Annotated in this window: 27 protein-coding genes; 1 reads left to right on the top strand and 26 read right to left on the bottom strand. The window is 63.7% G+C overall.

The window, feature by feature from the left end:
- The 9 genes from VC212_RS16635 to rpoN form a co-directional block, all read right to left on the bottom strand.
- Positions 1-654 carry an acetyltransferase gene (locus VC212_RS16635; protein ID WP_115561979.1) on the bottom strand — a complete coding sequence of 218 codons (654 nt, stop codon included), beginning with the start codon at positions 652-654 and terminating at the stop codon, positions 1-3.
- Complete coding sequence (locus VC212_RS16640) at positions 651-1,385, bottom strand: SDR family oxidoreductase (protein WP_323526413.1); 735 nt, start codon at positions 1,383-1,385, stop codon at positions 651-653. The genes VC212_RS16635 and VC212_RS16640 overlap by 4 nt, the downstream gene beginning before the upstream one ends.
- On the bottom strand, positions 1,382-2,146 hold the full coding sequence (locus VC212_RS16645) for an SDR family oxidoreductase (protein ID WP_323526414.1): 765 nt from the start codon (positions 2,144-2,146) through the stop codon (positions 1,382-1,384). Before VC212_RS16645 ends, VC212_RS16640 begins: the two co-directional genes overlap by 4 nt.
- The gene (locus tag VC212_RS16650) at positions 2,143-3,180 is read right to left on the bottom strand and encodes a ketoacyl-ACP synthase III (protein WP_323526415.1); all 1,038 of its coding nucleotides are present in this window, start codon (positions 3,178-3,180) and stop codon (positions 2,143-2,145) included. The genes VC212_RS16645 and VC212_RS16650 overlap by 4 nt, the downstream gene beginning before the upstream one ends.
- Positions 3,181-3,184: 4 nt before the next feature.
- The gene (locus VC212_RS16655; protein ID WP_323526416.1) at positions 3,185-3,406 is read right to left on the bottom strand and encodes an acyl carrier protein; all 222 of its coding nucleotides are present in this window, start codon (positions 3,404-3,406) and stop codon (positions 3,185-3,187) included.
- A 63-nt stretch (positions 3,407-3,469) separates the two neighbouring features.
- Positions 3,470-4,579 carry a DegT/DnrJ/EryC1/StrS family aminotransferase gene (locus tag VC212_RS16660; protein WP_115561984.1) on the bottom strand — a complete coding sequence of 370 codons (1,110 nt, stop codon included), beginning with the start codon at positions 4,577-4,579 and terminating at the stop codon, positions 3,470-3,472.
- A gap of 117 nt (positions 4,580-4,696) precedes the next feature.
- Entirely contained in the window at positions 4,697-6,181 is a 1,485-nt protein-coding gene (locus VC212_RS16665) for a sigma-54 dependent transcriptional regulator (protein ID WP_055854474.1), read from the bottom strand.
- On the bottom strand, positions 6,174-6,557 hold the full coding sequence (locus VC212_RS16670) for a response regulator transcription factor (protein ID WP_005997154.1): 384 nt from the start codon (positions 6,555-6,557) through the stop codon (positions 6,174-6,176). The genes VC212_RS16665 and VC212_RS16670 overlap by 8 nt, the downstream gene beginning before the upstream one ends.
- An 8-nt stretch (positions 6,558-6,565) precedes the next feature.
- A complete protein-coding gene (gene rpoN / locus VC212_RS16675; protein WP_055854472.1) occupies positions 6,566-7,969 on the bottom strand; it encodes an RNA polymerase factor sigma-54 in 1,404 nt (467 codons plus the stop codon).
- Positions 7,970-8,067: 98 nt separating this feature from the next.
- On the opposite strand from rpoN, the gene VC212_RS16680 reads away from it, so the two are divergent.
- Positions 8,068-8,241 (top strand): hypothetical protein, encoded by a 174-nt coding sequence (locus VC212_RS16680; RefSeq protein ID WP_323526419.1) that lies wholly within the window; start codon positions 8,068-8,070, stop codon positions 8,239-8,241.
- On the opposite strand, the gene VC212_RS16685 is transcribed toward VC212_RS16680, so the two are convergent.
- The 17 genes from VC212_RS16685 to flgB all read right to left on the bottom strand — a co-directional run bounded on the left by VC212_RS16685 (position 8,223) and on the right by flgB (position 25,035).
- Entirely contained in the window at positions 8,223-8,855 is a 633-nt protein-coding gene (locus VC212_RS16685; RefSeq protein ID WP_055854470.1) for a response regulator transcription factor, read from the bottom strand. The genes VC212_RS16680 and VC212_RS16685 overlap by 19 nt on opposite strands.
- Before the next feature lie 70 nt (positions 8,856-8,925).
- Positions 8,926-9,492, bottom strand: coding sequence for a PilZ domain-containing protein (locus tag VC212_RS16690; protein ID WP_323526420.1), 567 nt, complete (start codon positions 9,490-9,492; stop codon positions 8,926-8,928).
- Positions 9,492-9,785: a hypothetical protein gene (locus VC212_RS16695; RefSeq protein WP_055854464.1), complete on the bottom strand. Its 294-nt coding sequence runs from the start codon at positions 9,783-9,785 to the stop codon at positions 9,492-9,494. Before VC212_RS16695 ends, VC212_RS16690 begins: the two co-directional genes overlap by 1 nt.
- An 8-nt stretch (positions 9,786-9,793) precedes the next feature.
- Complete coding sequence (fliS, locus tag VC212_RS16700; RefSeq protein WP_055854461.1) at positions 9,794-10,207, bottom strand: flagellar export chaperone FliS; 414 nt, start codon at positions 10,205-10,207, stop codon at positions 9,794-9,796.
- Between the two features lie 150 nt (positions 10,208-10,357).
- On the bottom strand, positions 10,358-11,683 hold the full coding sequence (gene fliD / locus VC212_RS16705; protein ID WP_311240113.1) for a flagellar filament capping protein FliD: 1,326 nt from the start codon (positions 11,681-11,683) through the stop codon (positions 10,358-10,360).
- A 236-nt stretch (positions 11,684-11,919) separates the two neighbouring features.
- Positions 11,920-13,119 carry a flagellin gene (locus VC212_RS16710; protein ID WP_323526421.1) on the bottom strand — a complete coding sequence of 400 codons (1,200 nt, stop codon included), beginning with the start codon at positions 13,117-13,119 and terminating at the stop codon, positions 11,920-11,922.
- A gap of 318 nt (positions 13,120-13,437) precedes the next feature.
- Positions 13,438-14,643, bottom strand: coding sequence for a flagellar hook-associated protein FlgL (gene flgL, locus VC212_RS16715; RefSeq protein ID WP_055854455.1), 1,206 nt, complete (start codon positions 14,641-14,643; stop codon positions 13,438-13,440).
- A complete protein-coding gene (flgK, locus tag VC212_RS16720) occupies positions 14,643-16,517 on the bottom strand; it encodes a flagellar hook-associated protein FlgK (protein ID WP_115512935.1) in 1,875 nt (624 codons plus the stop codon). The genes flgL and flgK overlap by 1 nt, the downstream gene beginning before the upstream one ends.
- 11 nt (positions 16,518-16,528) lie before the next feature.
- On the bottom strand, positions 16,529-17,719 hold the full coding sequence (gene flgJ, locus VC212_RS16725; protein ID WP_323526422.1) for a flagellar assembly peptidoglycan hydrolase FlgJ: 1,191 nt from the start codon (positions 17,717-17,719) through the stop codon (positions 16,529-16,531).
- 1 nt (position 17,720) lies between these two features.
- On the bottom strand, positions 17,721-18,839 hold the full coding sequence (locus VC212_RS16730) for a flagellar basal body P-ring protein FlgI (RefSeq protein WP_055854446.1): 1,119 nt from the start codon (positions 18,837-18,839) through the stop codon (positions 17,721-17,723).
- 10 nt (positions 18,840-18,849) lie between these two features.
- Positions 18,850-19,542 (bottom strand): flagellar basal body L-ring protein FlgH, encoded by a 693-nt coding sequence (gene flgH, locus VC212_RS16735; RefSeq protein ID WP_323526423.1) that lies wholly within the window; start codon positions 19,540-19,542, stop codon positions 18,850-18,852.
- A gap of 38 nt (positions 19,543-19,580) precedes the next feature.
- Positions 19,581-20,366 carry a flagellar basal-body rod protein FlgG gene (gene flgG / locus VC212_RS16740; RefSeq protein ID WP_006452262.1) on the bottom strand — a complete coding sequence of 262 codons (786 nt, stop codon included), beginning with the start codon at positions 20,364-20,366 and terminating at the stop codon, positions 19,581-19,583.
- Positions 20,367-21,358: 992 nt separating this feature from the next.
- On the bottom strand, positions 21,359-22,114 hold the full coding sequence (gene flgF / locus VC212_RS16745; protein WP_055854442.1) for a flagellar basal-body rod protein FlgF: 756 nt from the start codon (positions 22,112-22,114) through the stop codon (positions 21,359-21,361).
- Positions 22,115-22,258: 144 nt separating this feature from the next.
- Complete coding sequence (gene flgE, locus VC212_RS16750; RefSeq protein ID WP_055854439.1) at positions 22,259-23,482, bottom strand: flagellar hook protein FlgE; 1,224 nt, start codon at positions 23,480-23,482, stop codon at positions 22,259-22,261.
- Between the two features lie 31 nt (positions 23,483-23,513).
- Positions 23,514-24,185 (bottom strand): flagellar hook capping FlgD N-terminal domain-containing protein, encoded by a 672-nt coding sequence (locus tag VC212_RS16755; RefSeq protein WP_055854436.1) that lies wholly within the window; start codon positions 24,183-24,185, stop codon positions 23,514-23,516.
- A gap of 37 nt (positions 24,186-24,222) precedes the next feature.
- Positions 24,223-24,630 (bottom strand): flagellar basal body rod protein FlgC, encoded by a 408-nt coding sequence (gene flgC / locus VC212_RS16760; protein ID WP_005914451.1) that lies wholly within the window; start codon positions 24,628-24,630, stop codon positions 24,223-24,225.
- Between the two features lie 3 nt (positions 24,631-24,633).
- On the bottom strand, positions 24,634-25,035 hold the full coding sequence (gene flgB, locus VC212_RS16765) for a flagellar basal body rod protein FlgB (RefSeq protein ID WP_055854433.1): 402 nt from the start codon (positions 25,033-25,035) through the stop codon (positions 24,634-24,636).
- Positions 25,036-25,431: the final 396 nt, after the last annotated feature.

A 25,431-nucleotide genomic window follows, 5' to 3' on the forward strand; every position in this document is an offset into this window, starting at 1 on the left:
TCAGTCTATCTGTATGTTTTTGTGGAAAACGATCTTGGCTGGATTGCCAAACACCGTGGCGCCCGCTGGCACATCCTTCAGCACCACCGCACCGGTACCGATGACGGCGTGATCACCCACCTTGATGCCTGGCACAAGAGTGGCGCGCGGGTGCACGACTGCGAAGTCGCCTATCTGCACGCCGCCGCCGATGAAAACCTGTGCGCCTACATGTGCATAATTTCCAATGCAAACGTCATGCCCAATCACCGCCCAGGTGAGCAGGTTTGCAAAATCCCCGATCCGCACATCGGGTCCCACGTGAACCTGATTGCCGAGAAAGCAGCCCGTGCCTAGGTGCACACGGCGACTCAGGTGCGCCTCGGTGCAGATCGGGATGAAAGTGGCCCCTTTTGTAAGTAGCGGTTGAACGTATTTACGACGTTCTAGCGGATCGCCTTGCGCGCAGACAAAAGCTTCCTTGTCGCGCGGTACGTAAGTCAAGGGGTCGCCGACGATGGGCACGCCGGTATCGAACCCATCCAGAATGTGCGCACGACTGTCCAGGAACCCGGTGACCTCCCATTCCTTCCGGTGCGCGACATCGCCCTGCATTTGCTCCAGTACCTCGCGACCCCAGCCGCCCGCGCCGACGATGAGCACGGGATAGGTCACAGCACCGCTCCACCGTCCATCACTAGGCTGGTCCCCGTCACCCAGCGGCTAGCATCAGACAAAAGATAGATCGCAGCGTTCGCCACGTCGTCTGGGGTACCTAATCCGAGTGGATGGCGCTTTCTCTGCGCTTCCAGATGGGTTGTGTCCCAGATGGGCGTTGCGACTGCCGAGGGCGAAATGCCGTTGACCCGGATCTTGCGTTTGGCTTGCTCCATGGATAAGCAGCGGATGATGCCGAGTAGGGCTGACTTCATAGCTGAATATGGTCCTACTCCGGGCGTGCCGATATGGGCTGCAGTGGAAAGCATGAAAATGATGGAACTTCGAGGTGCAAGCGCGTTGGCCTGCAACAGCCGCTGAGTGAGCATGACCGGTGCCAGGAAATTAACCGCATAGACGTCGGTCATCAGCTTTTCTGTCAGTTGCCGGATGGGGCTCAGCCGTTGCCTGCCAGCACAGTGCACCAGTCCATTCACGCTGGAAAGGCCCTGCACCAGTCGTTCACGGCCGTCGGCTTCGGTCAAGTCGGCCAGCACCTGGACATGTCCATGGCCTTTCAACAGGTCGAAGGTTTCCTGCAGGCGCTCTGCATCCCGACCGGTGACGACAACGCGCGCCCCGCGACGCGCGCAGGCAACCGCGATTTGCCTGCCGATGCCCGATGAGGCACCCGTCACCAGAATTGTCTTGTCAGTCAGTGAAAAGGCTTGTTGCGCCGCACTGCTCATGCGTAGATGTCCATAGGCGCAGAAAATCCGCCATCGAGAATGAAGTAGTTGCGCGTGATCCAGCGGCTGGCATCGGAAAGATAGAACACGGCTGCGTAAGCCACGTCTTCTGGCTCGCCCATGCCAAGTGGCGTCAATTCAAACAGGCTGTCCATGTTGCCGCCGCTTCCCTGCAAGCCTTCCAACAAGGGCGTGCGCACATAACCTGGTGCGATGCAGTTCGCACGTATGCCCTGCTTGGCCACTTCCATGCCCAGCGAGCGCATCATGCCCAGCAGGGCGCTCTTGCTCGCAGCGTATGCGCTGCTGGCCAGCGGTCCGATGTGGGAGGCAATCGAGGCAATGAATAGCAGTGAGCCGCCCGGCGCGATCTGTTTTTTTGCCAGCAGGCCCCGAGTCAACAGCATGGGGGAGTAGGTGTTGCCTGCAAATGTCTCGTCCAGGTGCGCGCGGTTCATCATGCGAAAGGGAGTTAGCTTGGACATGCCGGCTGCGTGCGCCAAACCGTCGATGACGCCGCTCGCCCCCACCACGCGGTCAATTCCTTCCTGTACAGCCAGGTCTGCCACGATTTGTATGTGGCCTTCGCCTTCCAGTTCATCGAATGTGGCCTGTAAACGCTCCATGTTGCGTCCGGTGATCACGATCTGCGCGCCCATTTGCGAGCAAGTGATGGCAATTTGCCGGCCAATTCCCGATGAAGCGCCGGTCACGAGGACGCGCTTGCCTTCCAGAGAAAATGGATCGCGCTGCGCGTTCATGCTTCGATCAGTGCCGGAAAGACGGCGTTCTCGACGTCCACGATAGCCGTGCCCCAAGACAGGCCAATACCGAAGCCTGCAAGGAGCAAGCGGTGCCTGGCCTCTCCCAGGACATCGTTGAGGCGTGCTGTCAAGGTGACGGGCAGGGAAGCGCCACTGGTGTTGCCGAAGTCGCGCAGGGTTGAGGGCACTTTTTCTGTCGGCAGCCCCAACTTCTTGCGGATGGTTTCGTTGATCATTTTGTTTGCCTGATGGAAAACGAAGAAATCAACGCTGTCTTTGGTGACGCCCGAATACTCAAGCAAATTCTCCACAGCTGGCGGCACACGCTGGGTCGAGAAACTCAGCACGGCAGGGCCATCCAGAATCAACTCTCCTGGCCAGTGGAGTGCACCGTTTTCATCACGGGTTGGAGAGATATGCTGGGGGCCGTAGGGCTCACGATGGCCTCCCACGGGCAACATGATGGCGCGGTAGCCGCTACCGTCGCTATTCAAGTCGAAATGCATGGGTGGCGCATTCTTGTCGAACTCCAGCGCCGTGGCCGTGCCTGCGTCAGAGAACAACGGATCCAGAAGTGTGGCGGAGCGGTCGCCGACCAGCAGAAGGGCCTTCTTGATGGTGCCCGCCGCAATCATGCTGCCCAAAAGGTGGAGGCCGAACGGATAGCCGGAGCAGCCAAGATTTACATCGAAGGCGATGGTGGTCTGCGGCAGTTGGAGCCGGTGTTGCATGATGATGGCTGTGGCCGGGATGGGATAGTCGGGCGATTGCGTGACGACTATCAGTGCATCGATTTCTCCCTTCTCCCATTGCAGGTCGGCCAGCAGCTTTTCCGTGGAGATGAGCGCCAGATCGGAAAACGTCTGCCAGCTGGGGCAAATGCGGCGGAACTCGATACCGATGTTGCGTACCAGACGCTCGCGTTCCGAGCGCATCTTGGGCGGGCAATCGGTCAGGTTGGAAATGATCCGCTTAGGTACGCAACTCGCCATGCCCGCGAAACGGACATTGCTAAGAGTGGACAGTCCCATGGTCTTATCCCAGCAGTTTGTGGAGATCGTTCACGGTGGCGCATTTCTTGAGGTCGTCGCCGGTAATGACCTTGCCGTAATCCACGTCGAACATGACGATGACGCCCAAAGCTGAGAGCGAATCCCATTCAGGCAAGTCAGCCAGGGCGGTGTCCATGGTGACCTCCACCGGTTCCTGGAAGTCGGTGGCGGAGAGGAAGTTCTCGATAAATGTTGCCTGGGTCATGCGATCTCGCCTGGTTGCCTGTTGAGAGATGGAAGTCTGAAATGCAGGTGCAGCGTGTTGCGATCATGTTGCCTGTGCGCCGGCGATCAGGTCGGCGATGGTGTCGACCTGATCGCTGTGCAAGCCGGGGAAGATCGGCAGGCACAACACCTGCGCGGCCACCGAGCGCGCCACCGGCAACCACGCCGGCGCCGACGAGGGCAGGGCGCGATACATCGGGAAGTCGCTGATCAACGGATAGAAGTAACGCCGTACCAGGATGCCGTGTTCGCGCATCAACTGATACAACGCATCGCGCGACAGCGGGTAGTCGTCCTGCACCAGGATCGGAAAATACGCGTGATTGGCGCTGGAATGCTGCGGCGATGCCACGCAGCGGATGCCGCGCACTGCGCTCAGCCGCTGCCGGTACTGCGCGTCGATCGCGCCGCGTTGCGCAATGGCCTCATCGATGTGTTTGAGCTGCAACAGGCCGAACGCGGCGCTGATCTCATTCATCTTGCCGTTGATGCCGGGTGCGACCACCGTGGTTTCGTCGACGAAGCCGAAGTTCTTCAGATGCCCGATGCGTTGATAGGTTCTCTCATCAGGGCACACGATGGCGCCGCCTTCGAAAGTGTTGAACACCTTGGTGGCATGAAAGCTCAACACGCTCAGGTCGCCGTGACGCAGGATCGAGCCGCCGTCATCGCGCACGCCGAACGCATGCGCCGCGTCGTAGATCACCTTGAGGTTGTAGATGTCGGCGATGCGCGTGATCGCAGTGGTATCGCACGCGGTGCCATAGCAGTGCACCGGCATGATCGCGGTGGTCTGCGGGGTGATGGCCGCTTCGATCTTGGACGGGTCCATGTTGAGCGTCACCGGGTCGATATCCACGAATACCGGGGTGATGCTCTTCCACAGCAACGAGTGGGCCGTGGCCACGAAGGAGTAGGGCGTGGTGATGACTTCGCCGGTGATGCGCAGCGCCTGCAAGGCGGTGATCAACGCGGTGGTGCCGTTGGTCAACAGGGCCAGATGCGGCACGCCCAGGTAGTCGCACAGCGCCTGCTCGAGCGCACGGTGCATCTCACCGCCGTTGCTGAGGATGCGACTGGTCCAGATCCTTTCCAGATACGGCAGAAAGTCTTCCAGCGGCGGCAGCAGCGGACTGGTGACGGGGATGGGCATCAATGCCTCGCTGGGACGGGTGAATGTCGGGATTCCGCCGCAACCGGTGGCTGCGGACGGAGTGATCCTGTTGAAGCAAGCGCTATGCCAGCGGGCGCTGGCGAAGCAGTGGCCCGCTCAGTTCGCCAGCTCGGTCTGCTCGCGGTCGATGCCGTACTTGCGCAGCTTCTCCACCAGCGTGGTGCGGCGCAGGCCGAGCAGCTGGGCCGCATGCGCAACCACGCCCTGGGTGCGTTCCAGGGCCTCGTTGATCAAGGCCAACTCAATGGTGGCCATGTGGCCACGCAGGTCGATGCCGTCGTCGGGCAGGCTGGCGGCAGCGGCCGGTTCGGCATCGGCCGTCTTGGGCTGCAGCGTCACCACGTTGCTCGGCAGTGCGCCAGCGTCGGTGGGCGCCGCCACAAAGGCTGGTTCCGGCGGCAGCTCGACCGGAATGGACGATGCGAAATCGCCGCGATAGCGCGCCGGCAGGTCCTGCACGCGCACCAGCCCACCGGGATGCAGCACCGCCAGGCGCTCCACCAGGTTGGTCAGTTCGCGCACATTGCCCGGCCAGTCGTAGCTGCGCAGCGCCTGCAAGGCTTCATCGGCAAAGCGCACTTCGCCGCGCCCGGTACGCGCCAGCTGGCCGGCAATCGTCTGCACCAGGATGGCCAGATCGTCGACGCGCTCGCGCAACGCCGGCATTTCGATCGGGAACACGTTGAGGCGATAGAACAGATCCTCACGGAACTGCCCGTCGCTGATGCGCGTTTCCAGGTTGCGGTGGGTGGCGGCGATCACGCGCACGTTGCAGCGGATGGTCTGGCCACCGCCAACGCGCTCGAAACTGCGCTCCTGCAGCACGCGCAACAACTTCACCTGCATCGGCAAGCTCATGTCGCCGATTTCGTCCAGCAGCAGGGTGCCGCCTTCAGCCATTTCGAAGCGACCCTTGCGTGTGGTCAGCGCGCCGGTAAAGGCGCCTTTTTCGTGACCGAAGAGTTCGCTTTCGAGCAGATCCGGCGGGATCGCGCCGCAATTGATTGCGACAAACGGCCCGTCGCGGCGCGGCGAATGTTGATGGATGGCGCGGGCGACCACTTCCTTGCCGGTACCGGATTCGCCCAGCACCAGCACGGTGGTGTCGAACGCGGCCACCTGGTCGATCAAGCGACGCAGGCGGGTGACTGCCTCGCTGTTGCCGGTTGGACCGGTGTCCTGCTGCACGCCGGCCTGATGCTCGGCATCCAGACGCTTGAGGCTTGCGCGGCGCAGCAGGGCTTCCAGCTGTGCGTGACGCAGGGGGGTGTCCAATGCCCAGACATTGGCTTCGTGCAGGCCGTGCGTCTGCGCAAACGTGATCGGGCTGCCTTCCATCAACAGCACCGGCGGCGGCAGCTTGGCATCGGCCAGCCAGTCGAAGAATTTGTCGGCCTGCGCGGCGTCCTGCGCCGAGCCCACCATCACCGCCATCCACTCATCGTGGCGGTGACGGCCAGGATTGATGTCGGCGCCGTCGGTGACCCAGCGGGGATTGAAGTCCATGAACTCGAGCAGCGACACGGTGCGCTCGGCGCGCACGGCGTCACTGTCGATCAACAGAATGCGGGACTCACTCATTCCTGGCTCCTTCCGTCAGGCCCTCCAGGATTGGCATGACTTCCTGGATATAGGACAGCTTGCTGACAAAATTGTCAGCACCCGCGCGAAGAGCGTGTTCACGATGCTCGGCATCGTCGAAGTGGCTCGCGATGACAATATACGGCGGATCGTCCTGCGTCTTGATCAGACGCGTTGCCTGCAGTCCGCCCATCTCGGGCATGGCCAGATCCATCAGCACGACATTGGGGCGCAGCGACTCAGAGCGCTCTATCGCTTCCAGTCCATTGGCGGCACTGCCCACGATGTTGAGCCACTCCACTTTGCGAAAATGACGCATCGCAGCGTTGATGAAGCCCTCGTGGTCGTCGACCAGCAGCACGGTGAGTTTGCTCATAGTAGTCCTTATCCCGCTCGCGCAAGCAGCGGTTTGTTATTACGGCGGCGCTCGCGGGCCGGGGCGATCTCGAGTTGTTCGCGGTATTTGGCCACGGTCCTTCGCGCAATATTAACGCCCTGGCGCGACAACAGGCCGGCGATGGCTTCGTCGGCCAGCGGGCGACCCACCGGCTCGCTCTCGATCAAACGACGCACCATCGCCTTGACCGCTTGGCCGGAGACGCTGGCGCCTTCCAACCGCACGGCGAAGAAATGTTTGAGTTCGAAGGTGCCACGCGGGGTTTGCAGGTATTTGCCGGTGGTAATGCGCGAAATCGTCGATTCGTGCATGCCGATCTCGTCGGCGATTTCCTTCAACGTCAGCGGTGCCATCGCTTCTTCGCCGCGCGCCAGGAAGGCGGCCTGGCGTTCGACGATCGCACGCGTGGCGCGCAGCAGGGTTTCGTAGCGCATCGACAGCCCGCGGGTCAGCCAGCGCGCTTCCTGCAGCATGTCGCGCAGCGGCTGCGCGGCATCGCCGGCCTCGGCCAATGCGCGTTCGTGTACCGGGTTGATGCTGACGCGGTGCGTGGTGGCCGGATTCAACGCCACGCGCCAGCTGCCATCGGCATGCCAGGCGAGCACATCCGGAATCACGCTGGCGTTGCTTTCCTGCAGCAGGTCGTCGCCCGGGCGCGGCTGCAGCGACAGGATCAGCCGCACCGCTTCGCGCGCATCGTCCACTTCGGCATCGTGCGCACGCGCCAGCAGCGCGTAGTCGTGGCTGGCCAGCAGATCCAGATCGCCGGACAGGATGCGCGCAGCCAGATGACGGGCCGGGACGCGGCCGGGCAGGGCGTTCAACTGGGCTTGCAGGCACTCGCGCAGGTCGCAGGCGGCCAGTCCGGCGGGGTCGCCGTGCAGCAGGCGCTGACGGATCGCTTCCACTGCCTCAACGGTCATACCCAGGCGGGTAGCGCCAAGCTGCTGCAGCGTCGACAGCGCCTCGGTCAGATACCCCGCGTCATCGGTCTGCTCCAACCAGAACGCGGCGGCCCCCAAAGCGGCCTCGTCCAGGTCCAGCGCCAGTTCGCGCAGGATGCGCACATGCGGGTCGGTGGACTCGCCGGCGGCCACGCGCTGCATGCGGTCGTCGTCGCCATCGTTCCAACTGCTGCTCTGCACGTCCCACATCGTGCTTTCCGGCAGCTCATCGAACGCAGCGATATCGCCGGCGCCATCGTCGTTGGTGGTGGCCTCATCCCCGTTATCGGCCAGCTCTTCCAACTCCAGCAACGGATTGGTTTCCAGGGCACGACGGATTTCCAGTTCCAACTGCATGCCGTCCAATTGCAACAGACGGATCGACTGCAACAACTGCGGGGTGAGGTGCAGTTGCTGGCCAAGCTGGGCGGAAATGGTCGTCTTCATGGAAGCGCTTCCGAAGGGCGCTGCATGCAGCAGCGATGGAACGCATCTTGCAGGACAAAGTGACGGGTTTCTAATCAGGGAGTCAGGTGAGGTGACTCATGATTTTCCTGACAGTCTGTCAGGAACTCCCTGACATGAAGGGCGAGCTCAAGCGTGCCCGCCGGAATTCCGTCACTGTTTTCGTCGCGGCGGCCCTGTGCGGGCCGCGCCGGGTGTTTCGAATGACCAATACGGCGATTGCGGCTGCAATCGCTCAGACCAGTTCGTTGTGATGCTTGGCGGCGAGCAGGACCAGATCGTTGGCGCGGCGGCAGCCCAGCGATTCCATCATGCGCGCGCGATGGGTTTCGACGGTCTTGACGCTGATGCCCAGGTCGGCGGCAATTTCCTTGTTGCTCTGTCCGCGGCCGATCTCACGCAGGATTTCGCGCTGACGCGGTGACAGCGCGGCAATACCGACCGGTTTTTCGCGGCCCAGCATCGGCGCGATCATCTTGGACGAGATCTGCGGGCTCAAGAACACCTGGCCGGCAGCGGCGGCACGTAGCGCCAGCTCCAGCTCCAGCGGCGCGGCGTCCTTGACCACGAAACCGACCGCGCCGCGATCGAGCGCATCGCGCACGTGCACCGGGTCGTCGTGCATCGACATCATCACCACATGCGTGCGCGGCGCAGCGCGCAGCACGTCGGTCATGGCATCAAGACCGCTACGGCCGGGCAGGGACAGGTCCATCAGCACCAGATCCGGGCGATGCAGGGATGTCATATCCAGGGCTTGTTGCGCGTTGCTGGCCTCGGCGACGACATCGATGCCGGCGAAGGTTTGCAGCAGCCTGGACAGGCCTGCACGGACAAGGGTGTGATCGTCGACGATGATGACTCGCACGGCGCAGATGAGACCTTTTTTCGGTATGGGGCACCTTAGCCGACCCGGCGCCTGGCGCCAACTAGCGGGATCAGCGCTGGCGGCGGGCGTCGGCGATCTGACGGCGATGTAAACGAAACAAATGACGTTCCAGGGCGTCCTGCAAACCCGGCGACAGGGGCGTGAACCGTAGCCACAGCCACTGATCGTGACCATCGCTGACGCTTGCCAGCACCTCGGCAGGAAGCTGTACCAATTCAGGAAGCCAGTCGGATGGCTGCAGGCAGACACTGCCCGTGGTGCCCGGTACGTGGCTGGTTGCGCAATTCAAGCGGATGCCGCGGACCGACCAATGCACCACATTCTGGATCAGGCCACTGTCGCCCTGGCGGACCAGGCGGCCGATCAGTGCCAGCATCAGGTCGAGCTTGGCATCCATGCGTTGTACCAGCAGCGGCAGTTCGCCACGGTCTTCGCTGGTTTCTTCGCTACGCAGGTCTTCGACCTGGCCGAGGCTGCGCAGCAGGGTTTCTGCGGCGCTGTGCGAGCCGGCGTCGGCACCGGCGTGGAAACCGGCCGGCAGACGCAATTCGCAACTAAGCGTGTCGGCAAACAGCTCGGCATCGGCGGATGGCGCGAGTGTGCCGAGCGCGGTCATCAGATCCGTCCGACCCGGGCGTAAGCGAGGCTGGCCGAGGACGAGGTGCGCTGCGCGCGGATCAGGTCCAGCAGCTTGCGGCGACGGTCGAGCATCATCCGCATCAAGTCCTGCTGCATCGTCTGCAAGGTCTGCAGCGCGTCGCGGTCCTGGCTTAGATCCACGTGCTGCGCATACTCGCGCAGGTGCAGGTCATGGCTGTCGAGCAGGAACGGCATCGCCTCGAAGTCCTCTTGCGCCATGGCGAGGCGGAGATCGGCGATTTCGGCTTGAAGGCTTTGCGCGTTATGCATGGCTGGACTCAGGAAACCGCAGCGAGGCCGCGTTGTTCGAGGGGGATGGAGTTCCACGCCGAGTCGATTTCGCTGAGCAACTCCAGCGCTTCGGTCAACGCAGTCTCGTCGTTGTGCAGGTTGGCGGCAGTCAGGCGCTGCATGACGTAGTCGTACAGGGCCGACAGGTTACCAGCGATCTCGCCGCCGGCTTCGTGATCGAGCGAGCCGTTCAAATGACCGACGATTGCGCAGGCTTCGCCAATGGCCTTGCCCTTGCGCGCCTGGTCGCCCTGCGCCAGGCAGGCCTGGGCCAGACGGATGCGCTGGCAGGCGCCAGCGAACAGCAGCGACACCAGCTTGTGCGGGTCGGCTTCGGTCACGCTGGTGGACACACCGACCTTGCGGTATTGCTCGGCATATTGACGATTGGAACCGTACATGGATGACTCCTCAATGGGCTGACCTTCGCTGGTCCCGGAGCGCTGTGCTCCTGCGACGACGCTCCTGCCAGAAGGCAAGGCCGAAATCACGATAGGCCCTTCTTGTATCGGCAAGACCCTTGCGGGACTTGAGGATCGGCATCACGGAAATCAGCTGTTCAACAGACTGCTGAGCGAACTGGCACTGCTTTGCAGCTTGCTGATCATGGTTTCCATCGCGGTGAACTGCGCGGTGTAACGATCGGTCAGCTTGGTCATGCGTGCGTCCAGGTCGTCCAGGTCGGCCTCATAGCCCTTGATGGTCTTGTTCAAGCTGTCCGAGCGCAGGGTCAAGGTGCCGTTGTTGGCGTTGACGTTGCTGTCCAGCAGCTTGGTCATGCCGGAGCCGAACTTGCTGTCCTTGCCGAGTACCTCGGCGGCAGCGCCGCCGTCGGAGGCGATGGCGGTGTCGAACTTGGCACCGTCGAAGCTCATCACCCCATCCTTGTCGATGGTCAGGCCCAGCGCCTTGAGCTCGTTGACGTTGCCGCTGACCTGGCCGCGCAACTGCTGCTGCAGGCCACGCACCAGCGAGTCGCCGGTCAGTGCCGAGGCAGTCTTGGTGGTGGCGTCGTAGGCGCTGCTCTTGGCTAGCAAGGTGTTGGCAGTGTTGTAGGCGGCGGCGTACGCAGTCAGATTGGCCTTGAGGCCGCTGGTGTCGGCAGCGACGCCCAGGTTGAACTTGGTGCCTTCGGCGGCCTTGGTCAGGTTGAGCACCACACCCGGCACGATGTCGCTGATGGTGTTGGAGCTGGAGGTGCGCTCGAAGCCGTCCACGCGCACCAGCGCATCGGCGGCAGCCACCTGCTGTGTCAGGCCGCCGGTGACGCCGGCGCCGAAGGTGAGGCTATTCAAGCTCGGGTCGCTGGCACTGACGGTCAGCGCCCCCTTGGTGCCGGAGTCGACCGCGTTGAAGACCAGGTGCTGGCCATCGTTGGCGGTCACCACACTGGCGGTGACGCCCTTGCCGCCGGCGGCCTTGTTGATGGCTGCAGCAATGTCGGTGAGCTTGTCGGTGCCGCTGATGTCGACGGTAACGCTCTGGTCGCCGTAGCCGATCGTCAGCGTGCCGCTGCCGACCGTGGCATCGGCGGTGAATGCGCCGGAGGCCAGTTTCTGCGACGCGGCCAGCGAGACCACTTCCACCGAATAGTTACCGGGCGCGGCCGAGCTGGTGGTGGTGGCGGTGAAGCCGGCATCGGTCGGGACCGTCGCCTTGTAGGCGTTGGTATCGGCACTGCTGACCACCTTGTCCAGCGCAGACTTGAGCGTGGTCATGCTGCTCTTGATCTGACTGATGGCCGACAGCTGCGTGGTCGCTGCGGTGCCGGCCTTGTTAATGCGCGCCTGCTCCGGATCCTTCTGACGGGATACCAGGGTGGACACCACGGTGGGGATATCCAGCCCGGAGCCGGACGTACTAATCACCGATGCCATGTTGCATTCCTCGTCTGGGCATCCGGACAGCGGATGCATGGGATTACGAGACGGGTATCGGCCGCATCCGGGAGGACTTTAGCGGCGCCGACGCGTCTTGTTGACCACCAAGCGGATGCAACTTCCGTGCCGGCCGCGCCACACGACCGGCGTCAAAAAACCCGCACCCACAAAAAAGCCCCTCCGAAGAGGGGCCTTTGATTTGCTGCGAAGCGCTTCTGAACGACTACGGCAAGTTACTGCAGCAGGCTCAGCACGTTCTGCGGAACCGACTTGGCCTGGGCCAGCATCGCGGTACCGGCCTGCTGCAGGATCTGCGTGCGGGTCAGCTCGGCGGTTTCCTTGGCGTAGTCGGTGTCGCGGATACGGCTACGCGAGGCCGACAGGTTTTCCGAGGTTGCGCTCAGGTTGGCGATGGTGGAGGTGAAGCGGTTCTGCACCGCACCCATGTCGGCGCGCGAGGAGTTGACCGCGGTCAGCGCCTTGTCGACGATTTCCAGGGCCTTCTGCGAGCCGGAGAACGTGGAGATATCCAGGCTGCTCAGGGTCGAAGCGGTGGAGCCGGAAGCGGCCGAGGCGGTGGTGATGCCGGCGCCGACGGTGATGCCGGTGGCGCTGGAGGTGCCAGCGGACAGCGAGGTGAAGTCCTGGCCGGCCTTCAGCGATTCGATCTGCACCGAGCCGTCGCTCTTGATCGAGGCATACATGCCGGTCTGGTCCAGCTTGTCGTTGATGGCCGCAGCGACCTTCTTGTTCACGTCGGCTGCGGTGTCGCCGGCGCCGACCTTGACGTCAGCGATGGAGACGCTCTTGGCCGAACCGCTGGCGTCCTTGAACGACAGGCTGATGCCGGTGACCGAACCCGACGCGGTGGCGGTGCCGGTCACGCCAGCGCCGGAGACGGCGGCAGCGAAGTTGGCCTTGCCCAGCGAATCGACATTGGCGTCGACGATGCTGTTGATGCCGATGGTCTGGCCGGCGTCGGCGCCGACCTGGAACAGCGCGCCGGAGAAGTCGCCGTTCAACAGCTTGGTGCCGTTGAAGTTGGTCTGGTTGGCAACGCGGTCGATTTCAGCGGTGAGCTGCTTGACTTCGGAGTTCAGCGCGTCGCGGTCGGTGGACGAGTTGGTGGCGTTGGACGACTGCACCGACAGCTCGCGGATACGCTGCAAGTTGCTGCCGATTTCGACCATCGCGCCTTCAGCGGTCTGAGCCAGCGAGATACCGTCGTTGGCGTTGCGCGAGGCAACGTCCAGGCCGCGGATCTGCGTGGTGAAACGCTCGGAGATCGCCAGACCGGCGGCGTCGTCCTTGGCGCTGTTGATGCGCAGGCCCGACGACAGACGCTGGATGCTCGTCGACATGCTGGCGCTGCTGGTGTTGAGGTTACGCTGAGCGTTCAGCGACATTACGTTGGTGTTGATTACCTGTGCCATTTTGATTTCTCCTAAGCGATTTTTCCGGCAAGGGGGACTTGCCCGGAGCCTCCGCAGGGGGGCCATCAAGTTGGCCGTTGCCGCTGCTGAGATGAATAACGGCGTTGCGTCGGGAACCTTTAGCGAAATTCAGTATTTTTTTACTGTTTTTCTGCTGCGGGACGAAATGCGTAAGCGTTGTGTATCAAGGGGTTTGGTTTATTCGGCAGCACCCCTTAAATCTTTAGCGTTGGTATAACCGTTCGAAAAATAAACTCCGTCCGCCTGCGCAAGTGCTCACGCGCAGGAGCGAAGAAAACGCAGGTTTTCTGCTGCAAATCAGCGGATCATGTTGAACAAGGACGACGACTGCATCTGCTGAAAAATGGTCTGAGCGGCCTGCAAGGAGGCCTTCTCGAGTTCGTACTGCCCGATCGCCGAGGCGTAGTCCAGATCGCGGATCGACGACAGGGTGGTCTTGAGCGTGACTTCGTTGGATTCGAGCAAGGAGTTGGCATTGTCGATGGCCGACAACTGCGCGCCGCCAGAGGCGCGCGCGTCGATCATCTTCGACGAGGCCTGCGCGATGTCGCGCATGGACGTCTGCAGCGTATTGATCATCGCTGCCTTCTGCGGCTTGGTCAGCGTGTCGGAATTGAGCGCGCCAACCAGATCGTCAATGGTGGAGAACACGTCCTTGGTGGTGGAGGCCCCGATCTGGAAACTGTCGCCGACCGCCGGTGCGCCGCTGATGCGCATGCGCACGCCGGCCGCGGTGATGTCGTCGCCATCCTTATAAGTACCAGTGCTGACCACTGCATTGGTGCTGTCGCGCACCTCGTAGGTGTCGGCAGCGGTGAACTGCACGCTGTAGCTGCCGCCGTTCCAGCTGCCGGTACTGGCATCGCGGCTGAAATCCAGCAATAGCCCGGTGCCGGTATTGGCGTTGGAAGGGTGCGCGTCCACGGTGCCGTCGCCGGTGCGGATGCGCATGAAGATTTCGCTGCCGGGCAGGGTGTCGCTGACAAAGGTGTCCGGCGCCACTTCGACCTGTTTCTGGGTCTGGTCGCCGTTATAGACGACGCCGCCATTGCTCTTGATAAACGGTGCGCTGCCATCGGCGCTGCCGCCGAACAGATAGCGCCCGGTGCCGTCGGTGCTGTTGGCCAGGCTCACCATGCTGTCGCGCAACGCGGTCAGTTCCGATGCGATCGCCTTGCGATCGTCGGGGCTGAGCGAGGAGTTGTTGGCCTGCACCGCCAATTCGGTGACGCGCGCCATTTTGTCGCCGGCTTGCGAGAGCGCGTTTTCCTGCAGGCCCAGGCGGTTCTGCACGTTGTTGGCGTTTTCGCCGAAGCGGGTAATCGCGGCCAGCGCGCGATCCAGACCCACGGCAGTGCCGGCAGCGACCGGGTCGTCCTTGGCGGTCACCAGGCGCTGCCCGCTGGACAGCTGCGATTCGAGCTGGTTCAGCCGCGTCTGCTTGGCGCCCATCGAGGCGATCGACTGGCTGTACATCATGCTGGTGGAGATACGGTCGGTCATCAGCGTACGGCGCCCAGGATGGCTTGGAAGATGGTGTCGGCGGTGGAGATCATCTGTGCGGCCGCCTGATAGGCCTGCTGCAGCTTGAGCATGTTGGCGGCTTCCTCATCGAGGTTGACGCCGGAAATCGAATCGCGACTGGCCTGCGCCTGGTCGTTGATGACCTTCTGCGCGTCGGCGGCGTAATCGGCCGCACGCGCGGCCGAGCCCACCGAGGTGGTCAGGCCCGACAGCGCGCCGTTGAGCGTGACGGTGCCGCCGCTGAGCGCTTTGGCATCGTCGATCTTGGCCAGCAACTTGGCATTGCCGTTGTCGCTGGAGCCGGCGCCCGTCGGACCGACGCCAAACGTGTCGCCAGCCTTGGGCGCGCCATCCAGCGCGAAGCTCCAGCCGTTGGCGCTGATGGTCTGGCCGGGGGTGTAGGCGAACGGGCCGGCGCCGTCGATGGTGTATTGGTTGGCATCGATGAACTCCACCGACGACGGGGTCAGCAGCGCCGGGTTCTGCGCATTGGTGATCTTGACGTCGCTGATCTTGCCGGAGCCCAGGTTGGCGACGGTGGCGGTGGCCTTGACCGGCGTTGCTGCGGCAATGCGCGACGGGTCGGTGATGGCCACCGACACGGTGCCGGCCAGCCCGGAAGTGGGCTGCAGCAGGAATTTGTCGCCGCTGGCCGGCGTGCCGCCGACCACCATGCTGACGCCATTGAGCACCAGCGGGTTGGCAGCGGTGCCGGTGCCGGTCATCGGCACGGCCGCGCCGGTGCTGGCGCTGGTGGCTTTCCACGCGGTGCCATCGAAGCTGAGCGTGACGTTCTGCCCGTCCACGGCCGACATATTGCTGAAACTGGCGGTCAGCGAAGCGGTGCCGGTATTGCTAGGGTTGGCCGCAGTGGTGGGCGAGCCGATGTTGAAGAAGTTGCCGCCCATCGCGCCATACAGGTCCATACCCTGGGCGTGACCGGCGTTGAAGGTGCTGGCCATGCCCACCGCAAGGCGGCCCAGTTCGGCCTGGGTCGGCTCCAGCACGCTGCTGCGGAATTCCAACAGGCCGCCGATCTGGCCGCCCAACGAATTGGCGCTGAGGCTGACGTTCTGCCCCTGGGTCTGCATCGCCACCTGCAGCTTGGTCGGCTGGTACGGATCGGCAACGGTGGTGAGCTTGGACGAGGTCGTCCCCACCACCAGCGCTTGGCCGCCGGCGGTGAAGACATTCATGAAGCCGCCATCCTGGATCACCGCGGTGCCGCCGGTGTAGCCCACCAGTTTGCTCACCAGCGCATCGCGCTGATCGAGCATGTCCGGCGCAGCGTTGGCCGCGCTATTGCCGATGGTGCCGTTGAGCTTGGCGATCTGCTGCGTCAAACGGTTGACTTCGTCCACCGATGACGTCAATCCGCTGTTGACTTCATTGCTCAGGCTGTCCATCTGCCCGTTGAGCTGCTTGAAACGCGTCGCCAGCGAGTTGCCGCTGTCGAGCATGCTCTGGCGCTCGGCGGTGGAGGAGGCATTGGACGACACCGCGCTGGTGGAATCGAAGAAGTTCGACCACAGCCCTGCCACGTTGGTGGCGGTGTTGGAATACAGCGCGTCCACGCGGTTGGACAGCGACGACAGCTGCTGCAGGCGCGAGAGTTCGCCGCCGCTGTCGAGCAGGCGCGAGATGGCCAGCTGGTCCGCCACCCGGCCCACATCGGTGATCTTGGCGCCATTGCCCACGAACGCGTAGCCCATGTCGGTGGGCGTGCGCGTTGCAAATTCCACGCGTTGGCGGCTGTAGCCTTCGGTATTGATGTTGGCGACGTTATGGCTAACGGTCGACAACGCCCGTTGGAAGGCGATCAGCGCGCTGGTCCCGGTGGACATGATGGACATGGGCGTTTACCTCAACGACGGATGGTGCCAAGCCCGGCAGGCTCGGCGGTGCTGGCGTAACGGTTGGACAGATCTGCCGCTGCGTTGCCGATGGCGGCGACCGCACGGTCGATGGTCGGGCCGTTGGCGATCGCCGCGATCTTGGCTGCGTAGCCCGGATCGGTGGCGTAACCAGCCTGTTGCAAGCCGCGTGCAAAACCCTTGATATCGGTGCCGGCCTGCAACGCGGATTGGTAGCGGCTGTTGTTTTTCAGCAGGCGCACGTAGTCGGCAAAGCTCTCTTCGGCCGAACCATAGGCGCGGAAGTCGGCGGTTTCGGTGGTTTTGACGCCGTTGACGTATTCGTGGGTGCCGGTGGTGACCTTGTTGCCGCTCCAGCCGGTCGCCTTGATGCCGAACAGGTTGTTGGAATCGCCACCGTTGCCGATGCCGCGCCGCCCCCAGCCGGTTTCCAGCGCGGCCTGTGCGACCAGCGCACGCGGGTCCACACCGAGTTCGCGCGCGGCCTTCTGTGCGTGCGTCCAGATCTTGGCGACAAAGCCTTCCGGCGTGCGCTCGCCCAGGCTGGCAGCAGCACTGCTGGCCGCGCTTGCGTTGACGGCGGTATTGGCATCCACGGCGTCGCTGGCGGCTACATCGGACCAGCGATCGTTGGCCGACGGCCAGCTCAGCGCGGCCGCCTCGTCGCTGCCGGCATCGCTGCCGCCGCTGCGCCCGGCGATCAGATCCAGCACCTGGCTCATGCCGATACCGGTCAGGCCGCCTGCGCCGATGCCTGCAGCGGCGCCGACAGCTGCGCCGAGGCTCGCACCGACGCTGGTTGCCGCGCCGTCGCGGGCAGGCAGCGGCAACGAGGCATCGCGCTTGCCGGCAACCAGGGCATAGGCCTTGGCCGCTTCGGCGGTGCTCAGCGAGGTGTTCAACGCCGGGCCGCCAGTGTCGCCACTCAACTGCTTGGAGATCATCGCCGACAGGCCCAGTCCCTTGCCTTCGGTCAGCGCCTTGGCCATCTGCTGGTCGTACATCTCGCGGAACATCTGGTTTTCGCCAGGAAACATCGGGTCGCCGGAGCTGGCATCGCGCATGCTCTTGACCAGCATCTGCGCGAACTGGCCTTCGAGCTGACGTGAGACCTTGTCGATCTTTGCGGGATCGGCCTTGGTGCTCGGGTTGAGATCAATGGGCGAGGCTGCGATACGCATGTCAGATGACCTCTAGCTCCGCCGTCAGCGCGCCAGCCTGCTTCAGGGCTTCGAGAATGGCGACCAGGTCGCCGGGAGCCGCGCCCACTTCGTTGACCGCGCGAACGATCTGATCGAGCGTGGTGCCGCCTTCGAACTTGAACATGCGGCTGCCTTCGGAGGTCGCCGTGATCGTGGACTGCGGTGTCACCGCCGTGCGGCCGCCACTGAAGGCACCCGGCTGGCTGACGTTGGTGTTTTCGCTGATGGTGACGGTGAGCGAGCCATGCGCGATGGCGGCCGGCATCACCCGCACCAGCTGGCCGATGACCACGGTGCCGGTGCGTGCATTGACCACGACCTTGGCCGGTGCATCGCCCGGCGAGAGTTCGACATTTTCCAGCCGCGCCAGCAGGCCGATACGCGCGCCCGGGTCGGTGGGCGAGCGCACCGCCACGGTCACGCCATCCACCGCACGCGCGGTGCCGGCGCCGAAGCTGCTGTCGATCGCTGCGACCATGCGCGAGACGGTGGTGAAGTCGTTCTGGTGCAGGTTGAGGGTGATCTCGCCGCTACCGGCGAACACGTCCGGCAGGGCGCGCTCAACGGTGGCGCCATTGGGAATGCGGCCGACGCTGGGAATGTTGACCGACACCCGCGAGCCATCCTTGCCCTGCGCACCGAAACCGCCAACCACCAGGTTGCCCTGGGCCATCGCATAGACCTGGCCATCGGCGCCTTTCAGCGGTGCCATCAGCAAGGAACCGCCACGCAGCGACACCGCGTTGGCGATCGAGGACACGGTGATGTCGATCGGCTGGCCCGGCTTGGCGAACGGCGGCAGCTCGGCGTGGATCGCCACGGCCGCGACGTTTTTCAGCTGCGGGTTGACGTTCGCCGGAACATTGACGCCCAGCTCGCCGAGCAGGTTTTTCAGGCTCTGTACGGTGAAGGGCGCCTGGCTGGTGCGGTCGCCGCTGCCGTCCAGGCCGACCACCAGGCCGTAGCCGACCAGCGCGTTGCCGCGCACGCCGCCGACCTGGGCGAGATCCTTGATGCGTTCGGCCGATGCCGGCGCGGCAATCGCGCACAGCGCGACGGCGGCGGCGAGCAAACGGAAGGGCAGGGATGACAGATTCATGGTCGCAGGCTCAGTAGGGCGACAGACGGGAATTGAAGAAGCGGCTCAACCAGCCCATCGCGTTGGACTGCGCGATCGCGCCGCGGCCGCCGTAGGCGATGCGGGCATCGGCCACCTTGCTCGACGGCACGGTGTTGTCCGGGGAGATGTCGGCGGCGCGCACGATGCCTTGCACCTGCACCAGCTCGTCGCCCTGGGTCAGGCGCAGATTCTTCTGCCCCTGGATCACCAGATTGCCGTTGGGCAGGCGCTGCATCACGGTGACGGTCACGCTGCCCTGCATGCGGTTGCTCTGCGCGGTGTTGCCCTTTCCGGCAAAGCTGCGGTCGCCGTTGGTGGAGTTGCGCAGCACGTCGGTGCCGTTGACGGTGAGCGGCACGCCAAGCAGCGTGGGCGTGCTCATGTCGACGGTGTCGGCCTTGCTGATGCTGGTGTTGGCGGTGGACGAGGCGGTGGTGCTTTCCACCAGATTCACCGTCAGCAGATCGCCGACGTCGCGGGCGCGGCGGTCGCCATACAGGTTCAGCCCCGGGCCGGCGGCATAGATCGCACCGGCGCTGGGCTGCACCACCGGCGCGACCACCGGCACGATCGGCGCCAGTTCGGCGAACGGCCGCACATCGCCGGCTGCCACGCAGCCACCCAGCAGCGCGCTGCAGGCAATGGCAAGAGACAGCGAAGAGAGAGAGGGCAGGCGTGACATGGCGTGGATTCCTGAGAGGGCAGCGACCGGCAAACCGATCAGACGTTGTTGTTCAAGTAACCGAGCATCGAGTCGGTGGTGGAGATCGCCTTGGCATTCATTTCGTAGGCGCGCTGCGTCTCGATCATGCTCACCAGCTCTTCCACCGTATTGACGTTGCTGCCTTCCAGCGCGCCCTGCACAGTGGTGCCCAGGCCATTGAGGCCGGGGGTGCCGTTCTGCGCGGGACCGGAGGCGGTGGTTTCGACGAACAGGTTCTCGCCCTTGGACTGCAGGCCCGAGGGGTTGATGAAGTCGGTCAGCGTCAACGCACCGATTTCCTGCGCTGCGGCCTGGCCGGCCAGGGTCACGCTGATGGTGCCGTCGTTGCCGATGGTCAGCGACTGCGCGCCTTCGGGCACCTGGATGCCGGGCTGCAGCGGGTAGCCGCTGTTGGTGACGACTTCGCCCTGCGCATTGATCTGGAAGGTACCGTCGCGGGTGTAGGCGGAGGTGCCGTCGGGCATCTGCACTTCGAAGAAGCCGCGGCCGTTGACCATCACGTCGAGCGCGCGGCCGGTCTGCTGCTGGCTGCCCTGGTCGAAGCCCTTGAAGGTAGAAACCACCCGCACACCGGTACCCAACTGAAGGCCGGTCGGCAGCTGCGTCTGCGCGGAGGTGGAACCACCCGGCGCACGCACTTGTTGATAGAGCAGGTCTTCGAACGCGGCACGGTCGCGCTTGAAGCCGGTGGTATTGGTATTGGCCAGGTTGTTGGAAATGACCGACATGCGCGTCTGCTGCGCATCCAGTCCGGTTTTGGCGACCCACAAAGCCTGATTCATGACCCGATTCCTCGTTAGACCCGGGGATGTGTTCCGGGTACGGCTGGGTATATGCACGTGCTGTGCCAAACCCGCGTCGGAATCTTGCCGGCTGTGCGGTGGATCACGCGGCGCAAGGCCGAGACGCGGCGGCCGGGAGACGATGCATCGGTGCGTCGGAGACCGCGGACGCCTGCGGGATGTGTCGGCGTACAGACGGCAAGGCAGTGAACGTTGATGCCTTCCGCTATTGCCTGCCGATCAGCAGTGGCTAACCGTGGAAGCGCGGCGTCGTTTCCGGGGGCGGGACCGTGTAGCGGCATGGATGCCGCTACCGAGCCTCCACGGACGGATTCACGGCGTGTCCCGCTTCCGGAGACGGCGCCGCGCATCGACCAACCCTGTCCGGTCACGAGGGCTCCACTTCATACTGACCTCCTCCAATTTACGGCGGGCGGCGGTCTGCTGAGGGCGCTTGCACGCGTGTAGGCGTGGGACACGCCGTGAATCCATCCCTGGAGGCTCTTATGCGGCATCCATGCCGCATAAGGTCCCACGCCTACACGCGCGCAAGCACCGCCGGTTTTGGTCGGCGACTGAGATAAGCGCGGTGTTGATAGACGCGGGGTTTAAATCAGGTGCCGTGCGTTGACTGATGTCTTCGCTGGCGAATGGGTTCAACGGCTTGGAGCGACGCCATGCGCACTGCGCGTTTGGACCGCTTGCAGGCCGGCCGCTTTCAGGCCTGACGCCGAAGACGGCAGGTACGATCAACGCGCCGCGATAACGCGGTCGTCGTGCTTCAAGCAGCCGAAACACCGCCATAGGCACCCGCCTGACGGTGCAATCGCTTCGGCGATCACGTTTGGAACATCTGACGGTTTTAGAACATCTGACGGTGGCTGGATGGCCAGCAGACAAGCGCATCCGGTGCCCGGAATCGGCAGGTATCGCTGCGTACTCGGGTCCTCCGCGCGGGACGCACCCGCCTGGCCAACGCTCGCCAGGCGTTGTTAGCCGCTGACCCGCAGCAACGAATTGGCCGACTGCGCGTTGTCGTCGCCGTTCTTGATGATCTTGACCTGCATTTCGAACTGGCGCTGCAGCTGGATCATCTCCACCAGCGCGCCGGCGGCATCCACGTTGCTGCCTTCCAGCATGCCGCTGTTGACGGTCTTGCCGGTGGCCACCGCAAACGCCTGCGCCGGGTCGGTGCTGGTATTGCGCATCAACCCGTCCGGGCGCCGCGTCAAACGGTCGGCGGGCGCATCGACCACCTTCATCTTGCCGACGATATCCATCGCCTGCGGGCCTTCGCCCTGCGGGATGATGGAAATGCTGCCGTCGCTGCCGATTTCCATCGCCTGGTGCGGCGGGATGGTCATCGGGTTGCCGCCTTCATCCAGCACCGCATGTCCGTTGGCGGTGACCAACTGGCCATTGGCGGTGAGCGCCAATTCGCCGTTGCGGGTGTAGGCCTCGCTGCCATCCGGCGATTGCACAGCCAGCCAGCGGTCCTGTTGCAGCGACACGTCCAGCGGGTTGCCGGTGACTTTCTGATGGCCCTGGCTGCGATCGAAGCCCTGATCCACGTGCAGCGCATCGATCCGCGACGGATACCCCTTGCCCTGGATCTTGAAGGCCTCGGTATTGGCCAATGCGGCCTTGAACCCCACCGTATCGACGTTGGCAAGGTTGTGCGACACGGTGCTCTGCGCCTGCAGGGAGGCGCGGGCACCGGTCATTGCGACGTAGAGGGCTTTGTCCATTTGACACCGGGAATCGAGAGTGGGGAATCGGGAATCGTATAAGCGGGATTGCTGGAGACTGGGAGAGGGGAGGTAAGGCCGTTGTCCGCTAGACGTGACGCCGGCTCTTACGATTCCCTATTCCCGATTCCTCATTCCCAGCCCTTAACGAATATTGATGATCGTCTGGGTGACCTGATCCTGGGTCGAGATCATCTGCGAGTTGGCCTGGAAGTTGCGCTGGGCCACGATCATGTTCACCAGCTGCTCGGTCAGGTCCACCGTGGAAGCTTCCAGCGAGCCGGATTCGATCTGGCCCAGGTCCGAGGTGTCCGGTGCGCCAATGCGGGCGGCGCCGGAGGTGTAGCTTTCGGCCCACATGTTGTTGCCCTGCGACTGCAGGCCCTGCGGATTGACGAAGCTGCCCAGCGCGACTTGGCCCAGCGGCTTGTCGGCGCCGTTGGAGTAGCGCGCGAACACCACGCCGCTGGTGTCGAAGCTGATCTCGTTGAGCTTGCCGCTGGCGTAGCCGTCCTGGCGGGTGTCGCGCAGCGCGAAGGCTTCGCCGTACTGGGTCGAGCCGCTGACATTGAGCTGCATGTTCAGCACACCGGCACCGGTGCTGGGGGTGAACGGGTCCATCGCGATGATGCCGTTGGCCGGGGTCGTCAGCGCGCCGGTGTCGGAGAACTGCAGTGTGGTCGGCGCACCGACTGCCGTGCCGTCCACATAGTTGTGCACCTGCCACTCGTTCGGATTGGCGGTCTTGACGAAGTAGGAGGTCTGCACGTGGCTGACACCCAGCGAGTCATAGACATTGATGCCGCCGGTGGAGTGGCTGTAGGTCTTGTCGTCGGCCGGGCTGAACGGGGTCACCGTCGGTGCGGTGGCGTTGCCGGGCAGGGTGAAGGCCAGGTTGACCGTGGAGGTCGACTTGGGCGGGCTGTCGGTGGTCAGCAGCTGCAGGTCCGACAGGCGGCCCACGTCGAAGCCATTGCCACTGGGGTTCGGCGCAAACACCTGCAGGCGCGCGCCCTGCGGATTGACCACATACCCGTTGGCATCGGTCTGGAAGTTGCCGGCGCGGGTGTACATCTTGGCGCCGTTGGAGGACACGGCGAAGAAGCCTTCGCCGGAGATCGCCAGATCCAGGCTGCGCCCGGTCGGGTCGATATTGCCCTGCGAGAACTGCTGCGCCACGTTGCTGACCCGCACGCCCGAACCGACCGCATTGCGCGACAGGCCGTAGCTGGTGCTCTGGAACATGTCGGCAAACTCGGCGCGCGATTCCTTGAACCCGGTCGTGTTGACGTTGGCGATGTTGTTGGAAGTAACGTTCAGATCGGCATTGGCTGCGTTGATGCCGGACAACGAGGTATTGAAAGCCATGGATGAGTTCCTTTAAGTGTCGGTTGCCGGCTCAGCTGACGCGGAGCACGTTGGCGAGCGGGGAAGTGCCTAGCCCGGTCAGGTTGAGATACAGGCCGTCCGAGCCGATCGTGACGCTGTCCACCGGTGCGTCGACATAGGTGGACAACTTGCTCTTGGCACCGGCGGTGTCGGTTTGGGTTGCGGTAATGCCGTATTTGCCGGCGGCCATGCGGTTGCCGTTGGCGTCGGTGCCGTCCCAGGCAAACGAGACCTCACCGGCGGCGCTGGCCGGCACGCTGATTTGTTTGACGAAGGCGCCGTTGGCATCGGTGATTTCAAAATTGACGAAGCCAGCCGAGGTTGCGGCGACCACGCCCTTGGCCGAGCCGGTGGCATCGATGGCGACCTGCGCCGAGGGCACCAACACGTTGTGGCCCACCAGCGCGGCGCCCTTGAGCACCTGGTCGGCGTTCATCGAATCGGAGAAATTGCCGACCTTGGTATTGAGGTCGCCAATGCCCTGCACGGTGGAGAACTGCGCCAACTGGCCGAGAAACGCGCTGTTTTCCATCGGTTTGAGCGGGTCCTGGTGCTGCAGCTGTTCGGTCATCAACTTGAGGAAGTCGGCCTGGCCGAGTGCTTCCTCTTTCTTCTTCGTCGATGTGGCGCTGCTGGAGGTCAGCCCGAGGCTGGTGTAGAGGTCGCTACCGATCGTGCTCATTGGAAAGGGTCCGTAGGAAAAAGGTCAGCAAGGAGGGTCAGCGACCCATGGTCAGGGTCGCGAGCGCCAGTTCCTTGGCGGTATTGAGCATTTCCACGCCTGCCTGGTAATTGCGCGAGGCGGAAATCATGTTGACCATCTGCGAGACCGGGTCCACGTCGGGCGAGAACACGTAGCCGTCGGCATCGGCCAGCGGGTGGCCGGGCTCGTAGCGACGGATCGGCGGCGCGTTGGTGGTGGTGATCTCCTTGACGTTCACCGAGGTCAGGCTGGGGTCCTGACGGCTCTGCTGGGCCTGGAAGATCGGCTCGATCGGCTTGTAGGTGGCTTCTGCAGAACCGGCCACCGAATCGGCGTTGGCCAGGTTGGAGGCGATGGTGCTCAGGCGGACCGACTGCGCATGCAGCGCCGAGCCGGCCACATCGAAAATGGGAAGGTTGCTCATGACTTATTGGCCCGTGATCGCGGTGAGCATCGAGCGCACCTTGGATTCGAGGAAGCTCAGCGACGCGCGGTATTCCAGCGCGGCGCGGCCGTAGGCGGCGCGTTCTGCATCGGGATCGACGGTGTTGCCGTCCAGGCTAGGCTGATCGGATTCGCGGGTGATCTGGAACGGGTTGAGCCCGGCGCCGCCGCCCACTTCGTAATGCTTGGCGTCGGTGGCCTGCATCAGGCCGCCATCCTGCACGCCCTGGGCCGACTTCAGGGCCGCTTCGAAGTTGAGATCCTTGGCCTTGTACCCAGGGGTGTCCACATTGCTCAGATTGCTGGCAATGAGCTTCATGCGCTGCTCGCGCAGCGACAATGCGTCGCCGTGGACGCCGAGGAAGGACGAGAAGGGATTGGACACGGTGCTCTCCCGCGAAGTGTTGCCAGAGAAGAAGCAATGTTTGTGCCAAATCAGGGGTGCTGCTGAACCCGTCGATCGGGTAGGGCGGCTGGAGCGCCCTGGCGTGGCCTTGATCGGCCAAGGCCGCGGTTTCAGCCAGGAAGGCGAACCTGGACGACCGGTTCGGGGCCCTTAAGCGCTACCGGACTAGTTGATGCAAGTCTTGTGCGAGGCGCTGCTTGGCTAGCGGCTGCGGCCGGCAACGGTCGGGATCATCGTGAAGGGTCAGGTGACACAGGCAACAGCTCGCAGCCCTAGAAAGGCGCTGCGCCCAAGGTGGGCGTCTTGCCTGACGAGATTAGGTGGGGAGTGTTGCGAACTCCTATTGACGGTAATTCACGCCAACAGGCTGCCAAT

Source organism: Xanthomonas sp. WHRI 8932A (assembly GCF_035012785.1).
Taxonomy (GTDB): Bacteria; Pseudomonadota; Gammaproteobacteria; order Xanthomonadales; family Xanthomonadaceae; genus Xanthomonas.

What these genes read in the sequence shown, in the direction of transcription:
- VC212_RS16640 (WP_323526413.1), bottom strand. Translation starts at nt 1,385, where the DNA reads ATGAGCAGTGCGGCGCAACAAGCCTTTTCACTGACTGACAAGACAATT.
- flgL (WP_055854455.1), bottom strand. Translation starts at nt 14,643, where the DNA reads ATGACCGACCGTATCTCCACCAGCATGATGTACAGCCAGTCGATCGCC.
- VC212_RS16660 (WP_115561984.1), bottom strand. Translation starts at nt 4,579, where the DNA reads ATGCCCATCCCCGTCACCAGTCCGCTGCTGCCGCCGCTGGAAGACTTT.
- flgH (WP_323526423.1), bottom strand. Translation starts at nt 19,542, where the DNA reads ATGTCACGCCTGCCCTCTCTCTCTTCGCTGTCTCTTGCCATTGCCTGC.
- VC212_RS16730 (WP_055854446.1), bottom strand. Translation starts at nt 18,839, where the DNA reads ATGAATCTGTCATCCCTGCCCTTCCGTTTGCTCGCCGCCGCCGTCGCG.
- flgE (WP_055854439.1), bottom strand. Translation starts at nt 23,482, where the DNA reads ATGGCTTTCAATACCTCGTTGTCCGGCATCAACGCAGCCAATGCCGAT.
- VC212_RS16695 (WP_055854464.1), bottom strand. Translation starts at nt 9,785, where the DNA reads ATGCATAACGCGCAAAGCCTTCAAGCCGAAATCGCCGATCTCCGCCTC.
- VC212_RS16665 (WP_055854474.1), bottom strand. Translation starts at nt 6,181, where the DNA reads ATGAGTGAGTCCCGCATTCTGTTGATCGACAGTGACGCCGTGCGCGCC.
- VC212_RS16655 (WP_323526416.1), bottom strand. Translation starts at nt 3,406, where the DNA reads ATGACCCAGGCAACATTTATCGAGAACTTCCTCTCCGCCACCGACTTC.
- flgG (WP_006452262.1), bottom strand. Translation starts at nt 20,366, where the DNA reads ATGAATCAGGCTTTGTGGGTCGCCAAAACCGGACTGGATGCGCAGCAG.
- rpoN (WP_055854472.1), bottom strand. Translation starts at nt 7,969, where the DNA reads ATGAAGACGACCATTTCCGCCCAGCTTGGCCAGCAACTGCACCTCACC.
- VC212_RS16650 (WP_323526415.1), bottom strand. Translation starts at nt 3,180, where the DNA reads ATGGGACTGTCCACTCTTAGCAATGTCCGTTTCGCGGGCATGGCGAGT.
- fliS (WP_055854461.1), bottom strand. Translation starts at nt 10,207, where the DNA reads ATGTACGGTTCCAATCGTCAATATGCCGAGCAATACCGCAAGGTCGGT.
- VC212_RS16690 (WP_323526420.1), bottom strand. Translation starts at nt 9,492, where the DNA reads ATGACCGCGCTCGGCACACTCGCGCCATCCGCCGATGCCGAGCTGTTT.
- VC212_RS16680 (WP_323526419.1), top strand. Translation starts at nt 8,068, where the DNA reads ATGATTTTCCTGACAGTCTGTCAGGAACTCCCTGACATGAAGGGCGAG.
- flgC (WP_005914451.1), bottom strand. Translation starts at nt 24,630, where the DNA reads ATGAGCAACCTTCCCATTTTCGATGTGGCCGGCTCGGCGCTGCATGCG.
- VC212_RS16670 (WP_005997154.1), bottom strand. Translation starts at nt 6,557, where the DNA reads ATGAGCAAACTCACCGTGCTGCTGGTCGACGACCACGAGGGCTTCATC.
- VC212_RS16755 (WP_055854436.1), bottom strand. Translation starts at nt 24,185, where the DNA reads ATGAGCACGATCGGTAGCGACCTCTACACCAGCCTCGGGCTGACCTCC.
- flgJ (WP_323526422.1), bottom strand. Translation starts at nt 17,719, where the DNA reads ATGCGTATCGCAGCCTCGCCCATTGATCTCAACCCGAGCACCAAGGCC.
- flgF (WP_055854442.1), bottom strand. Translation starts at nt 22,114, where the DNA reads ATGGACAAAGCCCTCTACGTCGCAATGACCGGTGCCCGCGCCTCCCTG.
- VC212_RS16710 (WP_323526421.1), bottom strand. Translation starts at nt 13,119, where the DNA reads ATGGCACAGGTAATCAACACCAACGTAATGTCGCTGAACGCTCAGCGT.
- VC212_RS16645 (WP_323526414.1), bottom strand. Translation starts at nt 2,146, where the DNA reads ATGAACGCGCAGCGCGATCCATTTTCTCTGGAAGGCAAGCGCGTCCTC.
- flgK (WP_115512935.1), bottom strand. Translation starts at nt 16,517, where the DNA reads ATGTCCATCATGTCCACCGGGACCAGCGCGCTGATCGCCTTCCAACGG.
- fliD (WP_311240113.1), bottom strand. Translation starts at nt 11,683, where the DNA reads ATGGCATCGGTGATTAGTACGTCCGGCTCCGGGCTGGATATCCCCACC.